The following is a 17,673-nucleotide window of genomic DNA, read 5'->3' on the forward strand; positions in this document are numbered from 1 at the left end:
TTAAGCTTGCGCTGCCACAATCATATATTCTGTGAAAAAATCCGCGCTTTGTATAAAAATGTGCGCTAATTGACTCATTCGTCCGTTAAAGCTGCCATGCATAACTAAACTTTGCAAATAAGGTGCGATCCGTTTTAGTTAAGTGAGGGACTAACAAGTTATCCTGTATACCATTATCTGAATACCCTACATAGACTAAGGTTTGTGGGTTGATCTCGTAAGAATAAAGTAATTGTGACGTCAACGAGGCTTCTTGAGATGAATAAAGATCCGGCAATACATATAAATCCAGATTTCGATTAATACGGGTATATTGCATTATCAGGCTCAATCGACTGCGCATATTAAACTGATAAGTTAATTTGGCTTGCGTCAAATTAGCTTGAATAACTTTGCCTTTATCGTCTTCCAAGCTGTTGTAAATATGAAAAGTATCCAGATTAAAATGTTGATCCATTTGCCACTGTAAATAACCTTCAAGCTTCAATCCATCTGCCAACCTGGCGTTTTCTACGTCGATTTCAGTCCCGACTTGCAGGTAGGCTGCGACTAACAATCCACCGAATGGAGTAAATTCATTCCAGAGCGCCAGCTGATTTTCATTAAAATACTGACCTTGGTATAAACGTTTCCGATGCAACACGTTATAGTCACCATAAAACTGCATCTTTCCTTCAAAGCTGCCGTTAAACTCCCATTCTTCTTCAAGTAAATTACCATCTAAATCACGGGTTTTATCCCAGTTTCCCCCAATGGCAGCAATACTGAACCAGTTTTCAGCGCCAAAATAAAACGTACGGCTACTGCCGATTTCGGCTCGTTCATAATTGGATTGGGATATAAAGCCTAAGTCTGCACGAAAACCGCGATCGACGCGTTTAACATTGGCGTACATATCCACATCGCGGGTTTCATGGTGCAAACCAATAAAGTAGGCGTTGCCCGACTGCTGCTGCGCCAATCCAAAATCTTGTTGAACTTGCAATGGATTACGCGATTCGCTGCGCACCAGTTGATAATTCATACTGTTATTGTCATCAAGCCAGGCGGTGCCGTCGATAGACACCAATTCATTGCGATAATCATCCCCACGACGACTCGTCATTAGCACACCAACATTACTACGGCTGCCGACATCCATTTTGTAGCGGCCCATGGCTACCTTGCTTTTCATCTCTAAAATGGCGATATCGTTGCTTTGCGTGCCGGGAACAAGAAAGCTGGTATTATTGTCATCAGCGACCAGCAAACCGTAGCTGTGTTGTTGGTATTTACCGGTAATTTTGCCGCCAAAATCCGGGTCAGCGATGTTACGGGTATGTACCAGGTTAAACTTATCAGTGGTGAAATAATCGGCGCCATCAAGGAAAAATGGCCTTTTTTCATCATAGAATAAGGAAAAGGTATTGTTCACATCCAGCTGGGCAGAATCGGTTTCTACCTGAGAAAAGTCAGGATTCAATGTGGCGTTGATTACCGCATTTTTGGTAATTCCCCAGCGCATATCCAAACCGACATCTTTATTTACGTCGCCTTGTTGCCATCCCGTTTGTTCAACGACATCACGCACGTCGGTACGACCTAATGTCAGTGTAGGAGTTAACTGTAAATTATTGCCCGGTTCAATATTGGCAAAGCCCCGGTAACCGGAAAACTGACACAACGTACAACTTAAATTACGATCCAGCGCCACATCGGAAATTTGTGTCCAGTCATCACGGGGATAGTTACGATATAAACCAATATTCCAGCGAGTGGCTTCGGTCACATGAGCAAATCTAAGCGCTCTAAAAGGGATACTAAACTCAACAACATAACCTTGTTGATTAATTTTGCCGGCACTATCCCAAATCGCATCCCAGGAATCATCTTCTTCCATGCCATCTTTATCAACGATGGTTTTATCAGCTTGTGCACCGATGGCATTGGCAAAAAAGCCAAAGCCATTACGCTTGTCATTAAAGGTATCTAATATAATCCCAACATTGTCATCAATATTGATATTGTCACGGGCACGCAAGCTGGCGCGAATATTCTCCGGGTGGGGATCAAAGGCTTCAAAAGCCACATACAGATTGACACCGTCTTCATACAAATACACGTTAGTTTTGACGGGGGCCGGAACACCTTCGCCCGGATCATTTTCATAATCCAAACTAACCTTGGTGGCCAATTGCCAGACCGGTTCGTCTAATACACCATCGATATTGGCAGCCACCGAATCACGGTGCAAAGAATAGGATTGTTGAGGTTTTTCTATCGCGTTAGCTGTGGATAAATAAAATAAACATCCACAGCTTACTAAAGTACAAAGCAGCTTATTATGCATTTTAGTCCATTAATTATTGTTATTATTCCCTAACTCTACCGCTGCAGAAAAAATTCTGCAGCTATTTGTGTTAAAAAAATGTTTAACTGAGCAATTATCAATCAAATGCTACAATTTTACCCCTAATCTCAAGGCCACTTCTTCGTATGCCTCAACGACACCACCTAAGCCTTGACGGAATCTATCTTTATCCATTTTTTGCTTGGTTTCTTTGTCCCATAAACGGCAGCCATCCGGAGTAAACTCATCACCCAAGACAATATTACCGGCACTATCAACACCAAACTCCAATTTAAAGTCAACTAATAACAAACCAGCCTGATCAAATAAGGCTTTCAATATATCGTTAACCTGAAAACTCAATGATTTCATCCGAGCAATTTGTGCTTCTGTTGCCCAGCCAAAGGCTTGGATGTGATATTCATTCACCATCGGATCATGCAAGGCATCATTTTTCAGGAAAAACTCAAAGGTTGGAGACTCAAAAACCAAGCCTTCTTCTACACCCAAACGGCGAACCAGTGAGCCTGCTGCGCGGTTACGCACCACACATTCTACCGGGATCATATCCAGCTTTTTAACCAGGGCCTCATCATCAGCAAGTAATTCTTCAAGCTGAGTTGCAATACCGGCTTGCTCTAATTTAGACATAATGAAGTGATTAAACTTGTTATTCACCATGCCTTTACGATCAAGCTGATCAATTCTTTCACCGTCAAATGCCGATGTATCATTACGAAATTGTAAAATCAATAAATCGGGATTATCCGTAGTGAAAACGGTTTTTGCTTTACCACGATACAATTCAGCTCGTTTTTCCATCAGTTACTTTCTCAACAATTTAAATTTAAAGATCTAGATTTTTTTCTGCCATCACCGCAGAAAAACCTTCATAAATATCACTCATCGTTTGAGCTTCAAGGGGGTCATTATCTTCATTCATAAAACTAATGGAGGTTTTATCGCCATCAATTTCCTCGAGCTGAACTCGATAATCGGTCTCTTCCAGAGGCAATTCGTTGCCATCATCGCCCCACAGTTTATCCCACCAACTCACATCTGCGCCTACATATTCAACAAACAGCAGACCACTGGATTGATCCAAATCCTTTACATTAAAACCTAGCTTACGAAATACCAGCAATAATCGCGGCCATGTAACCGTATAAGCACCATCGACAATAAAGGCAGGATCGCCTTTGGCATTGAAACCTAATTCAGTTTTCAACCCTTCCTGAATTTCGCGAATTCGACGTACATCATCACGTCGCTGTTGATCCTGATAATGGCTAATGACTTTATTGAGTATATCGACTTCATTGGCTCGCACATCCGCCGTCGACATATCAACCACAGGCTTGCCATTAACGCTTTCTTTATAATCAGTCAATTTAGCCGTTAACGCTGCACTGCGTCCGTGACTTTTCTTTTCAAGACGAAACTCAAAACGTTTACCTACTTCTCTATCCGTAGCGTTCCAATCGTACCAGGATGAGCTTTCTTGCTCATTATAAATCAACCAGTCAGTAATCAGCAGTTGCTCGTCTTTATTGAAGTAAGTGACTCCAATCTCGCGCTCCTCCAAAAAACTGATCAAGCTATCCCATATCGCCGTATCAAGTTCTTTATCATCTCGGACTTGATCAAACCAGACCACGGCCTTTTTGGAACCTTCCTCTACATGGGAACCAGTCACAACCGGCATTACCACCGAAGGTGACACCACTGGCACTTCATTACCAACCAAATCGGTTTTAGCATTTTTATCCAAATCAGGAATCGCATATTGATCAGAATATTCCGGCGTTTGCGCGCCTTGTGGAATTTTAACGCCATTCGTTTGCTTGCTTTGCAGATAATCAAATCCACCATTAGCAACCCGTCTTTCTTCAACCGAACTACATGCCGCCAAACAGGCAACAATCGAAATTAATACTGTATTACGGGTCATGCATTTTCCTCTATTTTTATTATTCCAGCATCGAGCATGACCTGTTCGATGATTTTTTGGTTAGCAAGTTCCGCTGTGACTAAAGGCAATCTAACAATATCTGATTTAATTAGGCCCATACGGTACAGCGCCCACTTTGGCATCACCGGATTGGGTTCAATAAATAACTGGGTATGCAATTTAGCTAATCGATCATTAATACGTTGAGCGGCTTCAAAATCCCCGGTTCTGGCTAAGGACACCATTTGTGCCATTAATTTTGGCGCAATATTAGCCGTCACCGAAATCGTGCCATGACCTCCCTGTTTGATAAATTCAAACGAGGTATCATCGTCACCACTTAATAAAATAAAATCATCACTAACCAGCTTACGCATGTCTGCCAAGCGCTGCATATCACCGGTAGCATCCTTAATACCAATAATCTTGTCATGCTTGGCTAATACGGCCACGGTTTCAGGCAACATATCGGTCACCGTGCGACCTGGGACATTATATAACAGCACGGGCAAATCGGTGCAGTCGGCAACCGTTTCAAAATGAGCAATTAGTCCGCGTTGTTGGGGTTTATTGTAATACGGAACCACACTCAAAAAACCATCGATTCCCAATGGTGCCATTTCTTGGCTTAGTTCAATGGCTTCAGCAGTCGAGTTGGCACCACTACCGGCGATGACAAATATTCGACCGGCCGCATATTCTACCGTGGCTTTAATTACCTTAATATGCTCATCAACCGGCAATGTAGCAGACTCGCCAGTGGTTCCAACGGAAACAATACCGTCTGTGCCTGCATCAATGTGATATTCGACCAGTGATTTTAATGTTTGATAATCAACTTGTTGATCATCAGTCATAGGGGTAACGAGTGCGACTATACTACCTTTAAACATGTGGGCTCCGAGCAAAATGAGCGGCCAATCTTAATGGCCAACCCCAATAAAAACAAGCGATGGGGCAATAAAAAGCAAAATAAAAAAATCTATGCTAGAGTCTTGGGTTTTTACAGTGAGGTGAATATAGTGCAGCAACAGCTTATTGTTACTATTATCGGCGAAGATCAGGTGGGTATTTTAAGTGCTTTATCGAACACCGTTAGCCAATCAGGTTGTAATATTTTAGACAGTCGTCAAGCCGTCTATGGTCATGATCTATCACTCACCATGATTCTGGAAGGCGAGCAAAGCGCTATTACCAAAGCTGAAATGCAATTACCGATGGTATGTCAGCAATATGAACTGTTATCCATCATGAAACGCACCAGTAAACACCACAAACAGGATCTGGCAATATTAGCCGATGTTGAGTTTGCCGGTTTAGATGCCATTGGTACTATCCATAAAATTACGGCCTTCTTCGGCTCGCACAATATTTCGATTAGTGCATTTAGACAAAACACCTTTATTGAAAAAAGTACTCAAGCCAAAATGCTTAAAGGTAAAATGGTCGTCAGTCTGGACCAGGATACCGACATGAGCAGTATTGCCATCGCTTTCGAGCATTATTTAGATGATTTGGGGTTACTTGGCACCATTCGCCCCCACTGATTTATCTATCACTAACCTAGTTACAGAGGAATGTTATGCAACGATTAAAAGCCGGTGATAAATCACCAGACTTTAGTTTACCCAATCAGGATAATGAACCCTGCGCGATTAAACAGTTTTCAGGTAAAAAAGTGCTGGTTTATTTTTATCCCAAAGCCATGACCCCTGGCTGTACCGTTCAAGCACAAGGACTGCGTGATACAAAAGATGAGTTAGCTAAACACAACGTTATAGTTTTGGGCATTAGTCCTGATCCGGTTAAGCGTTTACCCAAGTTTATTGAGCGTGACAATTTAAACTTCACGTTATTGTCGGATGAAGATCATGCGGTAGCCGATCAATTTGGTGTGTGGGGCCCGAAAAAATTCATGGGACGCGAATTTGATGGCATCCACCGCATTAGCTTTTTAATTGATGAAAACGGCAACATTGAACATGTGTTTGATAAATTTAAAACCAAAGATCACCATCAAGTGGTATTGGATTATCTCAATCAATAAGTAAACGGCAAGGACAGCACTAGTATTGCTGTCCTTTTAATGCAACACGCTTATCCTTCTAATCCTGATTTGATTCTTTGATTGTTAATCTGACTTTGTTCTGACCACGCATTACCCACAGCCTTGACTAAAGTCGCCAAAGGTATGGCAAAAAACACCCCCCAAAAGCCCCATATTCCACCAAAAAATAATACCGCAATAATGATGTAGACCGGGTGTAAGCTGACCGCTTCGGAAAACAAAAGTGGCACTAGCAAGTTACCGTCCAACGTTTGGATTACGCCATAGACAATCATCAAATACCAAAAATCAGGCGTCAATCCCCACTGAAATAACGCCACAATCGCCACCGGAATGGTCACCACCGCGGCACCAATATAGGGAATTAATACCGATAACCCTACTAACACACCAAGCAATACAGCATAACGTAAATCCATCACCGCAAATGCCACCGTCGTCGCCGTACCGACAATAATGATTTCAATGACTTTACCGCGAATGTAATTAACAATTTGGGTGTTCATTTCAGACCCGACCTGCTTAATTAAGCGACGTTCACGAGGCAATAATTTACTGACATTGTCCAGCAGTTCACGTTTATCTTTCAGCATAAAGAAAATCATTAATGGGACCAGAATAAAATAAATCAGTACTGCAGCAATATTCACCAGCGAGCTAAAAGATGCGGTAATTAACTGTTGACCCAATGCAACAATTTTATCATTGGTCGATTGCCACATTTGCTGCAATTGCCCACCATCAATAATCCCCGGATAACGCTCGGGTAACATCATCACCCATTGCTGGGACTGAGCCCATATTTGCGGTGTTTCTTTGAGTAAATTCGTCCCCTGCTTAAAGATAATCGGTGCGAGAACCAACATAATCAGTGTGCATAGACTAATAAATAGCAATACCACCACACTGGTTCCCAATGTCCGTGCCACGCCTAGACGACTCAATCTTTCAACCGGCCAATCGAGTAAATAAGCCAATACCACTGCAACTATCACTGGGGCTAACATATTACCCCAGATAATCAGCGTCAGCACGCTAAGCAATATCATAACCAACAAGGTGGCGGCATCAGGATCGGAAAACTTGCGCTTATACCAATCACTAAAAACTTTAAACATCTGATTTTCCATTCCCGTCAAGGGGCACGTTAGGGTTGATAAGAATCACAATATGCAAACCGTCCGGCTGCTCACTTTGCATAATAATTTCATGTTCAGATAAATCAATGAAACGCAGAATATCTTGACTTTTCTGGCCTTTGGGTGCGAGTAATTGTACTTTCTGTTGAGGTAATCCTGCAGCTAACCAACGTTTAACTTGCAGTAATGCCAGAGGACAGGTTAAATGACTCACGTCGAGATTATTTTGCATAATTGAAGAATTACAACATCATTGAGATACAAGCCGATGGACTGCTTAAAGCATACCACAATTTTGGCTGTTACAATGAGGCGACTCAAACCATTATGGAATGAATTCTTAATCAAACAGAATATAAAACCGGAACCAACTGCGGCTTAAACACTCCAAACCGCCAGTAACATGAATCTATTTAAAGTTGTGAGAATGCTACGAAGTTTAGTTTTTATTTTATTATTTAGCGCAACGGCCAGCGCCGCTCAATCATTAAATCTAGGCATCAAAAAAAACGATCTACCCGAAATCGGTGTGGTGGCATCGAATGCGATGAGTATTGAACGCGAGCTTGCCGTAGGTGACATTTACATGCGTCAATTACGCGCACAGGCGCCCATTGTTAATGACCCGCTACTGGAAGAATATATTCAAGACCTGGGCAACAAACTGGTTGCTCAGGCAGATAATGTTAAATTCCCGTTTACCTTTTTCTTGCTAAATAGCCCTGAAATCAACGCATTTGCTTTTTTCGGTGGTCACATCGCGGTACATACAGGGTTAATTTTAAACGCAGATAATGAAAGTGAGCTTGCCTCTGTACTGGCTCATGAAATTACTCACGTCACCCAGCGCCATATGGCTCGCAGAATTGAATCAAATCAGAATTCATCCCCGGTTCAAATAGCATCATTACTCGGTGGTATATTATTGGCTATGGCAAATCCTGAAGCTGGGATGGCGGCCATTAGTGCCGGTTCCGCTGCGTCACAACAAATGTCGATAAACTATACTCGCGCCAACGAGCAGGAAGCCGACCGCCTTGGCATGCAAATGTTGTCTCAGGCCGGGTTTGATACCCGCAGTGCCGCGACCTTTTTTGGAAAACTGGCAGAAAAATACCGTTTCAAATCCAAGCCACCGGCATTTTTGCTAACGCACCCTTTACCCGAATCACGGATCGCCGATGCCCGTGCCAGAGCCCATTTATATGCACAACATAGCCCTGCCCCGAGTTTAAACTTTGCCTTAGCCAAAGCTCGTATTGTTGCTCGTTACACCGAAGACAATGGCAATAGTGAACACTATTTTAATGGCTTGTTGGAGCAAAATAATGTTATTGCCCAAAAAGCCGGTCAATACGGGACAGTATTGCTGAAAATTGGTCAGGAAAAGTATCAGCAGGCTGAAGATATTTTATTACCGCTACTGGAAGATGATCCGGACAACCTGTTTTATCTGGATACCCAAACCGATATATTACTAGCGAAAAATAAAGGTCAGGAGGCTGTGGATTTATTAACCCCCCTATTACTAAAAATGCCACGCAACCGCGTATTATCGCTAAATATGGCTAATGCACTATTTAGCTTGAAAAAGTACGAACGCGGCACCCAAATTTTAAAGGATTATTTACTGGTCAACCCAGAGCACACCTTAACCTATCAATTACTTATCGATGCCTATGCACAAACCAAACAGATGCTGGAAATGCATCAGACTCGCGCAGAATTTTACGCGCTGCTATCGGTTTATCCAAAGGCCATTGACGAGCTGCAAAGCGCCTATAATTACACCCATGACAATACGCTTGAAAAACAAAGAATTAGAGCCAGAATTGAACAGTTTCGTGATGAAGACCGTAAACTGAAAAAGCTCTAAACGCGTTTCAAGGGGTTTTATTTATTTTTAAGTTGCGCGATTTGTTGTTGCAACGACAGAGCCGTTTGTTCACCCATTAGGGTTTTCAACACCTTACCTTGTGGAGAAACGATAAAAGTGGCAGGCAATTGAGCCGGTTTTACAAAGGGTAATGAGTCCGGCTCCACCTGATAAACCAGATCAAACTCGATGGCATATTGGTCTGCAATCTGCTGTAACTGTGATTGGCTAAGATTATCCCAACTAATAGCAATTAAACGTGTATCGGTATTTTTTACCTGTTGATCAAATAAATTCAGCTCTGGAATTTCTTTTAAACAAGGTGCACACCACTGGGCAAAATAATTTACCACCAGCCATTGTCCATTAAAATCCTGCCATTGGTACTGTTGTCCGCTTAATAGCGTTAACTCGGCTTTATTTGTATGGGATACCCATATACCAGCACTCATCGCGCCAATGGCAACAATCACAAAAATAAGCTTTTTCAACAAAACCCTATACCCTCATGTTGTGGTCAGGCAAAATAGCCTTATCCAGATTAACCTTATGGAGCCAATAATGACCACAATATCCATCGTTCACAATCCCCGCTGTTCAAAAAGCCGTCAAACCCTTCAATTATTGCAAGAACAGGGGCATCAACCGGAAATTATTGAATATTTAAAAAATCCGTTAAACCATCAACAGATCCAACGTTATGTTGAATTACTCGGTTTTACATCGGCCAGACAGCTGATGCGCAACAAAGAAGATGAATATAAACAACTTAATCTGGCTGATGAATCACTAAGCGAGCGTCAACTCATCGATGCCATGGTTACGCATCCCAAGCTAATAGAACGTCCAATTGTGATCGCCAATGACCAAGCGCGAATTGGTCGTCCGCCAGAATCCGTGCTGGATATTTTATAGTGGCCCCGATACTCATCCTGTATTACAGCCAGCAAGGGGCAACGCGAAACATGGCCTATAAAATCGCGGCAGGCGTCGAAATGGCCGGATTAGAAGCGCAGATCCGAACGGTACCTTCAGTCAGTCATCATATTGATGAAAACCAACCTGCCGTCCCCGAAACCGGTGATCCTTATGTGAGCCGGGAGGAATTGCGCAATTGCAGCGGACTGGCGTTAGGTAGTCCGACTCGTTTTGGCAATATGGCCTCGGCAATGAAATATTTTTGGGATGGTACAAGCCAAGAGTGGCTATCGGCGGCATTGGCCGGCAAACCCGCATGTGTTTTTACTTCATCATCCACCATGCATGGTGGACAGGAATCAACCTTACTCAGCATGCAACTGCCATTACTGCATCATGGTATGGTATTTATTGGCTTGCCATACTCTGAACCAGCATTGCATAACACCACTACCGGTGGCACACCTTACGGTGTCAGCCATGTCGCTGGCGCAGCCGGCAATACAAAACTCAGTACCGAAGAACAACAACTTTGTCTGGCACAAGGCAAAAGACTGGCGAAAATAGCCCGACTACTCGCCGCTGAGTCAACCGCCCCTAATTAAAAATGGAATAGTCATGAGCAGTAAAACTTTATTTTTTCGACGATTAGCCCTTATCAGTTATCTCAGCTTATTGAGCTGGTCGATTATTTGGCATTTTGTATTGAGTCAACCACAAGTTCATTCCACATTATTTTTACTGTTGTTTTGGGTGTTGCCCCTTTTGCTGCCCGCTAAAGGCTTGATTCAAGGTTCGCCCTACACCCACGCCTGGGCCAACTTTATTGTTATGTTGTATTTATTGCATGGATTAACCGCAGTGTACGCTTCTACTGGTGAACAGTGGTATGCGGCTATAGAAATTTTGGCGGCATCCGGCATGTTTGTAGGTTGCAGTTTCTATGCTCGCCTGCGAGGCAGAGAGTTAGGCTTAGGGTTAAAAAAGTTAAAAGAACAGTAGTCATTCTTGAGTGAGGTGTAGCAACATGGAACGAGTGAATAAAAATCTCAAAGCGATATCCCCTTTATTACTATTAGTCCTGGTTGCCTGTGGGGGCGGTGGCGGTGCAAGCAGCAACACACCAACCACGCCGACTCCCCCTACCTCCGTCCCGGCATCTGAACCCGAAGCATTAACCTTAGTGGCGACCGAATCGGCTCAACAGCATCAGGCTATTGGGTTAGTCGCCTTATTACCTGAAAGCATGAATGGCAGTCCGGTAAGTTGGCAGCAAACAGCGGGGCCCGGTTTTCCGGAGAGCAAAGTCACCTTACTAGCTAACCATAGCCAAGTGGTTGGCTTTGATGCCGATCAAGCCGGTGATTATAGTTTTGAATTTAGCGTCAATACTGATCAAGGGGTTCTCAGCGATTCAATTAGTCTGTCAGTACAAAGTAGTAATACAGCGGTAGCGCAAGTCAGGCTTGATCATGAAGTCGTCGAACAAGGCAAAGTGTCACTCCGAGTGGATGCAAATAAGGCTTATAACTCAGTGGTATGGCAACAAATCAGCGGACCGGCAGTGACACTGGACAAGCAAGATAATATGCTATTCTTTGATGCGCCAAGCGTTGACTACGATACCTTAATGGAATTTAAGGCGACCCTTAATTTGTCTAGTGGTGGCAATGCTACCGATACTGTCTATGTGCTCGTTAAAAACGCGCAAATTAATCAAGACGGGATTTTCCCCAAATACGCGGAACAAATCGTTACTAACAGTGCTCATCCCTATTTGGCTGACAGTCCTTATGCAGATGTACTGGTCGATTGTGTTTATAGTAATACCCGCACCAATCCATGCACTTTTGCTCAGCTACCGCTGATTGGAACCGAACATCCCATACCTGATATTGATGATATTTTAGCCCGCTTAGTGGTCTCACATGACTGGATGGGCGAACGTTTTAAACAGTATTTAACGCAATCAAACGTCTCGGCGGATATGCTCAATTTATTGCGGGCGACCACTGCTATTGTGATTTCCTATGATGTGCGTCCCTCTTTCTACTGGTCTGCCACAGGCGCGATTTATCTGGATGCCGAAAACTTTTGGCTCACTCCGCAAGAAAGAGACAGTTTAAATGATGCCCCGGATTACCGCTCCGATTTTGGTAATGAATTACAATTCAGCGTGCCCTGGACCTATACCCACAACGGTGAAGCCGCTTTCGCTTATTACGATGCCGCGGCCAGACAACAACGTGAGTTTGCCGATATGGAATCTGAGGTGACCTGGTTGATGTATCATGAACTGGCTCATGCCAATGATTATATCGGTTCAGATCGCTGGAGTTCTTTATCTCCTGATAGCGATCCCAACCAAGCTGCAAACGATAGTGATTCTACATCAGACTCGATGAGCGCGATGTATCCGCTAACTGAAACCACAATGCTGGAATTAGCGGAGGTGAGTTTTGCTGGAAAAACAGCGACGGCACAACAAAAAGCCTATCACGCCAGTGATATTGTCAGTTTGTTCAGTGACGATAATGCAACAGATTTTTATAACTACTCTTCTAAAGCTGAAGATTTGGCCATGTTCTTTCAACATTTGATGATCAGTTACCGTCTCGGCTTCAAATCAGTAGTGGCAATACTGGATAACAATAATATCGTCGAATGGGGTGAATTCAGTCGGGTTGATCGGGCCCACTTACAGCAAAAAGCAAAATATGTGATCGATCATATCTTGCCCGAAGTAAATAGCTCAACCGTATTAGATTCACTACCTCCGGTCACCAATATGCAAACCGGTGTCAGCTTTTCACAGAGTGTTCTTGCGGGTAAACAGGCTAAAGGGATGTCTCGTCAGTTAGATAATCAAATTTGGTTAAAACATCAACGGCAAGCCCTACATATTGGCCGCCCTAAAGCGATAAAAAATTAAAAATCCAGAGCCTGTTTAACGAATGGAATGGTCAGCTTACGTTGTTGTTGCAACGAAAGCTGATCAAGGCGGTTGAGGGCTTTCATTAAACTTTTAGTATCGCGTTTACTGCGATTAAGCAAATATAATCCCACTTCATCAGGTAAATTAATCCCCCGCATCCCGGCACGTTTAACCAGCATATGGATACAGTCTTCATCGTTAAGTCGCTGCAACACAAAACTGACGCCCCAGGCTAAACGGCTTTGCAAATCGGGTAATTCCAATTCCATCTGTCCGGGCCCGGCAATACCGGTAATAACCAAACGAGCGTGATCGATTTCTTTGACTCGATTAATTAAATCAAACAATGCGACCTGCCAATCTCGATGACCTTTTAAGGCGTGAACATTATCCACACAAATATAATCACACTGCTCCAAGCCGACCAATACGTCAATTGACCACAAATCGATTTGTTGTAAATCGATATAGCTGATCCATTTTCCCTGTTGATCCGCCTCAGCACATACACTGTAAAGCAGATGACTTTTCCCAACCCCTGACTCACCACTAATATAGGTAATCATTGGACTGTCCACTGATGGATCAAACAACGCCATCAATTGAGCCACTAATAACGCATTGCTCCCTACGATGAAATTGCCGAAGGTTTCATCATCCGGCAACTGAACAGGTAAAGATAATTGAGTGTTCATTAAGGCGTCCAGACAAATTCCAGTTCTGCTACCGGCTGTCCGAACTGATCGACTACCCGCTGTATGCGATTATCCAAATTCAAGGCATTAATTAAATCTTGCTCAGTGCCAATCATGCGTAATTTGTAAGTGCCTTTACGGCCGCTAATATGACTTAAACTGACATCCCCCACCGCTGGGAGCTGATTTAAAAACAATCTGACATTTTCATATACTTCCAAGCCACTGACGTTATTGACGGTTAATTCTAGCCAGTGACTGACCGCCGAGGTTTGAGTATCGATTGCATAACGACTGGCGAGATGATCCGCCACGGTATCGACCAACTGCTGAATCACGTCATGCTGATTTAAATCAGCAAAACTGCCCTGAATTTGCTCGTTACCTAAAATAAAACTCCAATCCAATCGCCACATGGCTTGAGCCACCTCATCGTCAGGACTTTCCATTGGTTCCTTGGATTGATAAATCCGGCCAATGACAAGCGATTCAACCTGATAACGACTACTGGCCTTTATCACTGGTGAGGAAAAGCGTCCCCATACATCGTAGGCACTGACCTTCATCAAATCATCCAAATCCAGCAACGGAAAACTCATATCCAATCCACGTTCACTGGCGACCTGCAATACTTGATCTTTGATTGGCGACTGACTCTGTTCAGAAAGCAATACACGGTTAAAGTCATCATTGGACTGCTCTGCGAGCCAAATTAATGTAGCTGGACGAGTTTTTCCCCAAATAGGTAAATCAGCCGTGCGCAGTAATTTATCGACTTTCGATTGATCATACCTGGCGGTATAAACGCGGCTTTGTTGAACAACATTAAATTGATAAGACAACAGAAAATCAGTGGCTTTAGCCAAGTTAGCGCGAATTAAAGATTGCTTTAATACATCACGATTACCGCTAACTTTAACTAATACTTGCTTAAGACCTTCACGAGCAGCTTTATCTTGATCGATACTATTGGTCATCAACACGTTAGCGTTATAGAGAGAAGCGACTTCCCCAGCCAGTGCGGTATTAAACAGTGACAAACAGAGTAATAAACAAAACAGTCGAAAATTATTACGTAACAGCAAGACTTATCCATCCTTATCTATGAAACGCTATTGTCATCGAATTTGTGATCAATTTCATCCATTGATTTAGGGAAATATCCATTAACCTTAATATAAATCAGTTATCAACCGAGGTGATTGCTGATAAAATCCGCGCTGATTTTCAAGTCCAGTTATTTTGAGGTTAAATGTGAGCCAAACCAAACAATCCTTAAGTTACAAAGATGCAGGTGTCGATATTGATGCGGGCAATCAATTAGTTGAACGAATTAAAAGCGTCACTAAACGTACTCATCGACCTGAAGTTAGAGGGGGATTAGGTGGATTTGGTGCACTTTGCGCCCTGCCGGAAAAATATAAAAAGCCGTTATTGGTTTCTGGTACCGATGGTGTAGGAACCAAACTGCGTTTAGCTATGGATTTAGGTCGCCACGACAGTGTCGGTATTGATCTGGTAGGCATGTGTGTTAACGATTTAATCGTACAAGGAGCAGAGCCCCTATTTTTCCTTGATTATTACGCCACTGGAAAACTCGATGTAGATACTGCGGCAGCAGTCGTTAGCGGTATTGGTGAAGGTTGCGAGCAAGCAGGTTGCGCACTCATCGGCGGTGAGACGGCCGAAATGCCCGGCATGTATCACGGTAATGACTACGACATTGCTGGCTTTTGTGTTGGTGTCGTAGAACAAGACGACGTTATCGACGGCAGTAAAGTCGCTCCTGGTGATACATTAATCGCGTTGGCTTCATCCGGTCCTCATTCAAATGGTTTCTCACTGATTCGCAAGGTATTGGAAGTTAGTGGTGCAGATCCCACTCAAACATTTGAAGATTCCACTTTGGCTGATCATTTATTGGAACCAACCCGTATCTATGTCAAATCCGTACTGAAACTACTAGAAAAAGTCGAAGTTCATGCTATTTCACATATTACTGGTGGGGGTTTTTGGGAAAATATTCCACGCGTATTACCGAGTAACACCAAAGCGGTTATCGATGGCAATAGTTGGCAATGGCCGGCAATTTTTAACTGGTTACAACAACAAGGTAATATCAGTACTCACGAAATGTACCGTACCTTTAACTGTGGTGTCGGCTTAATTATAGCTCTCCCCCAAGCCAGTGCAGAACAAGCAGTAAACATACTCAATGAATCAGGCGAAAACGCTTGGGTAATCGGTAGCATTGCCGAACAAACTGATAGCGAACAAGTCGAGATTAACTAATTTCATGAAATCTATTGTTGTACTTATTTCAGGTAATGGTTCCAATCTGCAGGCGATTATTGATCAATGCCAAGCGAAAAACATTGCCGGTAACGTTACCGCCGTGATCTCGAACAAACCCGATGTGTATGGCTTGCAACGAGCAGCGGATGCCGGGATCCCGGCTCATGTCTTAAACAACCGGGATTATGCAGAGCGTGCAGATTACGATAGCGCATTAATGCAATGCATCGATCAATATCAGCCTGACTTAGTGGTATTGGCCGGTTTTATGCGGATCTTGACAGCGGATTTTGTTCAACACTATCATGGCAAGATGTTAAATATACACCCGTCTTTATTACCTAAATACAAAGGGTTACATACCCATCAACGGGCCATCGATGCAGGTGATAGTGAGCATGGTGCGTCAGTGCATTTTGTTACACCTGATTTGGATGGAGGCCCGATCATCATTCAATCCCGCGTGCCAATATTTGCGGATGATCAAGCCGAAGATCTGGCCGAGCGAGTGCAGCAACAAGAACGCAGCATATATCCATTGGTGGTAAATTGGTTTTGTGCCGGCCGACTGGTTATGCAAAACGAGAATGTATTGATGGATGGGATCCAACTGGACGCTAAGGGATATGCGGCCGATTAGGTTAGCCAGTTATTTATTACTATCCCTGTCATTCATGGTGACAGGGATAGAGTTATGTCCCTACCACGCTGAATATAAAGCCTATCGTTCGGGCTCCAAACTGGGTAAAGCCAGCCAACAACTCGAAGTCCTCAATGATCATCAGTATCGTCTTACTTATCAATCTCATGCCTCGTTTTTGTTTTTGTCTGATCATCGTCATGAAGTCAGTTTATTTAGTCAGCAAGCTGAGCAACTCACGTCGTTACGTTACCAATATACACGCACCGGTACTGGCAGTGATAAAGAACTCCAAGCAGTCTTTGATCCGATAGAACACCGAATTTTGATTAATAATGATGCTTATTTACCGTGGCAAGATGAACAAGATAATCAACTGTATCAATTGACGATTAAGCAATATCTGGCAGATGGCCAAACTGCATTTAGCCTTCCTGTGCTGAATTATCGCGGAGAAAAAGAGCAATATGATTTCGCCTTACAGGACAAAGAACAAATCAAACTACCCTACGGCAAAGTAGACGCGTTAAAAATAGCCCGTATCCGCGACAGTAAAAAACGTGAAACCTTTATATGGTTTGCGCCAGAATTAAATTATCTGATGGTGCGCATACGCCAGCTAAAAGAAGGTGATGAACAACTGGATATTCGTCTTAGCCACTATACCCCTGAAACCTGCTCTCCCAACAACAAGTCTGCCATAGCCGACCTATCAACCAACGACTCACCTACTAGCACCAATAAGGATTAAATTCCCTGTTGATTTCCTGCTAAATAACTATTTCATGCATACACTTAGGTTATATTTATCAAAGATCGATCAAAGC

Annotated in this window: 19 protein-coding genes; 10 read left to right on the plus strand and 9 right to left on the minus strand. The window is 43.2% G+C overall.

Features of this window, described 5'->3' with window-relative positions; all coding sequences use genetic code 11:
• Positions 1-85: 85 nt before the first annotated feature.
• The 4 genes from ACTD55_RS07570 to dapA form a co-directional block, all read right to left on the minus strand.
• Positions 86-2,329 (minus strand): DUF5916 domain-containing protein, encoded by a 2,244-nt coding sequence (locus ACTD55_RS07570; RefSeq protein WP_438863718.1) that lies wholly within the window; start codon positions 2,327-2,329, stop codon positions 86-88.
• Positions 2,330-2,437: 108 nt separating this feature from the next.
• Complete coding sequence (gene purC, locus ACTD55_RS07575) at positions 2,438-3,151, minus strand: phosphoribosylaminoimidazolesuccinocarboxamide synthase (RefSeq protein ID WP_438863719.1); 714 nt, start codon at positions 3,149-3,151, stop codon at positions 2,438-2,440.
• A gap of 25 nt (positions 3,152-3,176) precedes the next feature.
• Positions 3,177-4,280 (minus strand): outer membrane protein assembly factor BamC, encoded by a 1,104-nt coding sequence (bamC, locus tag ACTD55_RS07580; RefSeq protein WP_438863720.1) that lies wholly within the window; start codon positions 4,278-4,280, stop codon positions 3,177-3,179.
• Positions 4,277-5,173, minus strand: a complete 897-nt coding sequence (dapA, locus tag ACTD55_RS07585) for a 4-hydroxy-tetrahydrodipicolinate synthase (protein ID WP_438863721.1) — start codon at positions 5,171-5,173, stop codon at positions 4,277-4,279. The genes bamC and dapA overlap by 4 nt, the downstream gene beginning before the upstream one ends.
• A 129-nt stretch (positions 5,174-5,302) precedes the next feature.
• Here dapA and ACTD55_RS07590 point away from each other — a divergent pair, with 129 nt between their 5' ends.
• Positions 5,303-5,827 (plus strand): glycine cleavage system protein R, encoded by a 525-nt coding sequence (locus tag ACTD55_RS07590; protein WP_438863722.1) that lies wholly within the window; start codon positions 5,303-5,305, stop codon positions 5,825-5,827.
• A gap of 35 nt (positions 5,828-5,862) precedes the next feature.
• On the plus strand, positions 5,863-6,327 hold the full coding sequence (gene bcp, locus ACTD55_RS07595) for a thioredoxin-dependent thiol peroxidase (protein ID WP_438863723.1): 465 nt from the start codon (positions 5,863-5,865) through the stop codon (positions 6,325-6,327).
• A gap of 50 nt (positions 6,328-6,377) precedes the next feature.
• Here the strand turns inward: bcp and ACTD55_RS07600 are convergent, their stop codons facing one another.
• A complete protein-coding gene (locus ACTD55_RS07600) occupies positions 6,378-7,466 on the minus strand; it encodes an AI-2E family transporter (RefSeq protein ID WP_438863724.1) in 1,089 nt (362 codons plus the stop codon).
• Positions 7,459-7,719, minus strand: coding sequence for a sulfurtransferase TusA family protein (locus ACTD55_RS07605; protein WP_438863725.1), 261 nt, complete (start codon positions 7,717-7,719; stop codon positions 7,459-7,461). Before ACTD55_RS07605 ends, ACTD55_RS07600 begins: the two co-directional genes overlap by 8 nt.
• A 195-nt stretch (positions 7,720-7,914) precedes the next feature.
• Here ACTD55_RS07605 and ACTD55_RS07610 point away from each other — a divergent pair, with 195 nt between their 5' ends.
• Entirely contained in the window at positions 7,915-9,363 is a 1,449-nt protein-coding gene (locus tag ACTD55_RS07610; protein WP_438863726.1) for a beta-barrel assembly-enhancing protease, read from the plus strand.
• A gap of 17 nt (positions 9,364-9,380) precedes the next feature.
• Here the strand turns inward: ACTD55_RS07610 and ACTD55_RS07615 are convergent, their stop codons facing one another.
• A complete protein-coding gene (locus tag ACTD55_RS07615) occupies positions 9,381-9,854 on the minus strand; it encodes a TlpA family protein disulfide reductase (protein ID WP_438863727.1) in 474 nt (157 codons plus the stop codon).
• A gap of 70 nt (positions 9,855-9,924) precedes the next feature.
• On the opposite strand from ACTD55_RS07615, the gene arsC reads away from it, so the two are divergent.
• The 4 genes from arsC to ACTD55_RS07635 are packed head-to-tail and all read left to right on the plus strand — an operon-like array spanning position 9,925 to position 13,213.
• Entirely contained in the window at positions 9,925-10,278 is a 354-nt protein-coding gene (arsC, locus tag ACTD55_RS07620; protein WP_438863728.1) for an arsenate reductase (glutaredoxin), read from the plus strand.
• Complete coding sequence (wrbA, locus tag ACTD55_RS07625; protein WP_438863729.1) at positions 10,278-10,886, plus strand: NAD(P)H:quinone oxidoreductase; 609 nt, start codon at positions 10,278-10,280, stop codon at positions 10,884-10,886. The genes arsC and wrbA overlap by 1 nt, the downstream gene beginning before the upstream one ends.
• Positions 10,887-10,899: 13 nt before the next feature.
• Positions 10,900-11,283, plus strand: coding sequence for a DUF2069 domain-containing protein (locus ACTD55_RS07630; RefSeq protein WP_438863730.1), 384 nt, complete (start codon positions 10,900-10,902; stop codon positions 11,281-11,283).
• Positions 11,284-11,308: 25 nt separating this feature from the next.
• Positions 11,309-13,213 carry a hypothetical protein gene (locus ACTD55_RS07635; protein ID WP_438863731.1) on the plus strand — a complete coding sequence of 635 codons (1,905 nt, stop codon included), beginning with the start codon at positions 11,309-11,311 and terminating at the stop codon, positions 13,211-13,213.
• On the opposite strand, the gene hda is transcribed toward ACTD55_RS07635, so the two are convergent.
• Both hda and ACTD55_RS07645 read right to left on the minus strand, forming a co-directional pair.
• Positions 13,210-13,911 (minus strand): DnaA regulatory inactivator Hda, encoded by a 702-nt coding sequence (gene hda / locus ACTD55_RS07640; protein WP_438863732.1) that lies wholly within the window; start codon positions 13,909-13,911, stop codon positions 13,210-13,212. The genes ACTD55_RS07635 and hda overlap by 4 nt on opposite strands.
• Positions 13,911-14,996 (minus strand): DUF2066 domain-containing protein, encoded by a 1,086-nt coding sequence (locus ACTD55_RS07645; RefSeq protein WP_438863733.1) that lies wholly within the window; start codon positions 14,994-14,996, stop codon positions 13,911-13,913. The genes hda and ACTD55_RS07645 overlap by 1 nt, the downstream gene beginning before the upstream one ends.
• 169 nt (positions 14,997-15,165) lie before the next feature.
• Between ACTD55_RS07645 and purM the strand changes: the two genes are divergently transcribed.
• Genes purM through ACTD55_RS07660 form a run of 3 tightly spaced genes read left to right on the plus strand, consistent with a single transcriptional unit; the run spans position 15,166 to position 17,597 of the window.
• Positions 15,166-16,203, plus strand: coding sequence for a phosphoribosylformylglycinamidine cyclo-ligase (purM, locus tag ACTD55_RS07650; RefSeq protein ID WP_438863734.1), 1,038 nt, complete (start codon positions 15,166-15,168; stop codon positions 16,201-16,203).
• 4 nt (positions 16,204-16,207) lie between these two features.
• Complete coding sequence (gene purN, locus ACTD55_RS07655; protein WP_438863735.1) at positions 16,208-16,846, plus strand: phosphoribosylglycinamide formyltransferase; 639 nt, start codon at positions 16,208-16,210, stop codon at positions 16,844-16,846.
• Complete coding sequence (locus ACTD55_RS07660) at positions 16,833-17,597, plus strand: DUF3108 domain-containing protein (protein ID WP_438863736.1); 765 nt, start codon at positions 16,833-16,835, stop codon at positions 17,595-17,597. Before purN ends, ACTD55_RS07660 begins: the two co-directional genes overlap by 14 nt.
• Positions 17,598-17,673: the final 76 nt, after the last annotated feature.

Origin of the sequence: Neptunicella sp., from assembly GCF_048268085.1 — a bacterium.
Classification (GTDB): domain Bacteria; phylum Pseudomonadota; class Gammaproteobacteria; order Enterobacterales; family Alteromonadaceae; genus Neptunicella.

Coding starts and splice junctions, on each gene's coding strand:
- arsC (WP_438863728.1), top strand. CDS start 9,925: ATGACCACAATATCCATCGTTCACAATCCCCGCTGTTCAAAAAGCCGT.
- bamC (WP_438863720.1), bottom strand. CDS start 4,280: ATGACCCGTAATACAGTATTAATTTCGATTGTTGCCTGTTTGGCGGCA.
- dapA (WP_438863721.1), bottom strand. CDS start 5,173: ATGTTTAAAGGTAGTATAGTCGCACTCGTTACCCCTATGACTGATGAT.
- ACTD55_RS07630 (WP_438863730.1), top strand. CDS start 10,900: ATGAGCAGTAAAACTTTATTTTTTCGACGATTAGCCCTTATCAGTTAT.
- ACTD55_RS07635 (WP_438863731.1), top strand. CDS start 11,309: ATGGAACGAGTGAATAAAAATCTCAAAGCGATATCCCCTTTATTACTA.
- ACTD55_RS07605 (WP_438863725.1), bottom strand. CDS start 7,719: ATGCAAAATAATCTCGACGTGAGTCATTTAACCTGTCCTCTGGCATTA.
- purN (WP_438863735.1), top strand. CDS start 16,208: ATGAAATCTATTGTTGTACTTATTTCAGGTAATGGTTCCAATCTGCAG.
- ACTD55_RS07570 (WP_438863718.1), bottom strand. CDS start 2,329: ATGCATAATAAGCTGCTTTGTACTTTAGTAAGCTGTGGATGTTTATTT.
- ACTD55_RS07660 (WP_438863736.1), top strand. CDS start 16,833: ATGCGGCCGATTAGGTTAGCCAGTTATTTATTACTATCCCTGTCATTC.
- bcp (WP_438863723.1), top strand. CDS start 5,863: ATGCAACGATTAAAAGCCGGTGATAAATCACCAGACTTTAGTTTACCC.
- ACTD55_RS07600 (WP_438863724.1), bottom strand. CDS start 7,466: ATGTTTAAAGTTTTTAGTGATTGGTATAAGCGCAAGTTTTCCGATCCT.
- purC (WP_438863719.1), bottom strand. CDS start 3,151: ATGGAAAAACGAGCTGAATTGTATCGTGGTAAAGCAAAAACCGTTTTC.
- hda (WP_438863732.1), bottom strand. CDS start 13,911: ATGAACACTCAATTATCTTTACCTGTTCAGTTGCCGGATGATGAAACC.
- ACTD55_RS07610 (WP_438863726.1), top strand. CDS start 7,915: ATGCTACGAAGTTTAGTTTTTATTTTATTATTTAGCGCAACGGCCAGC.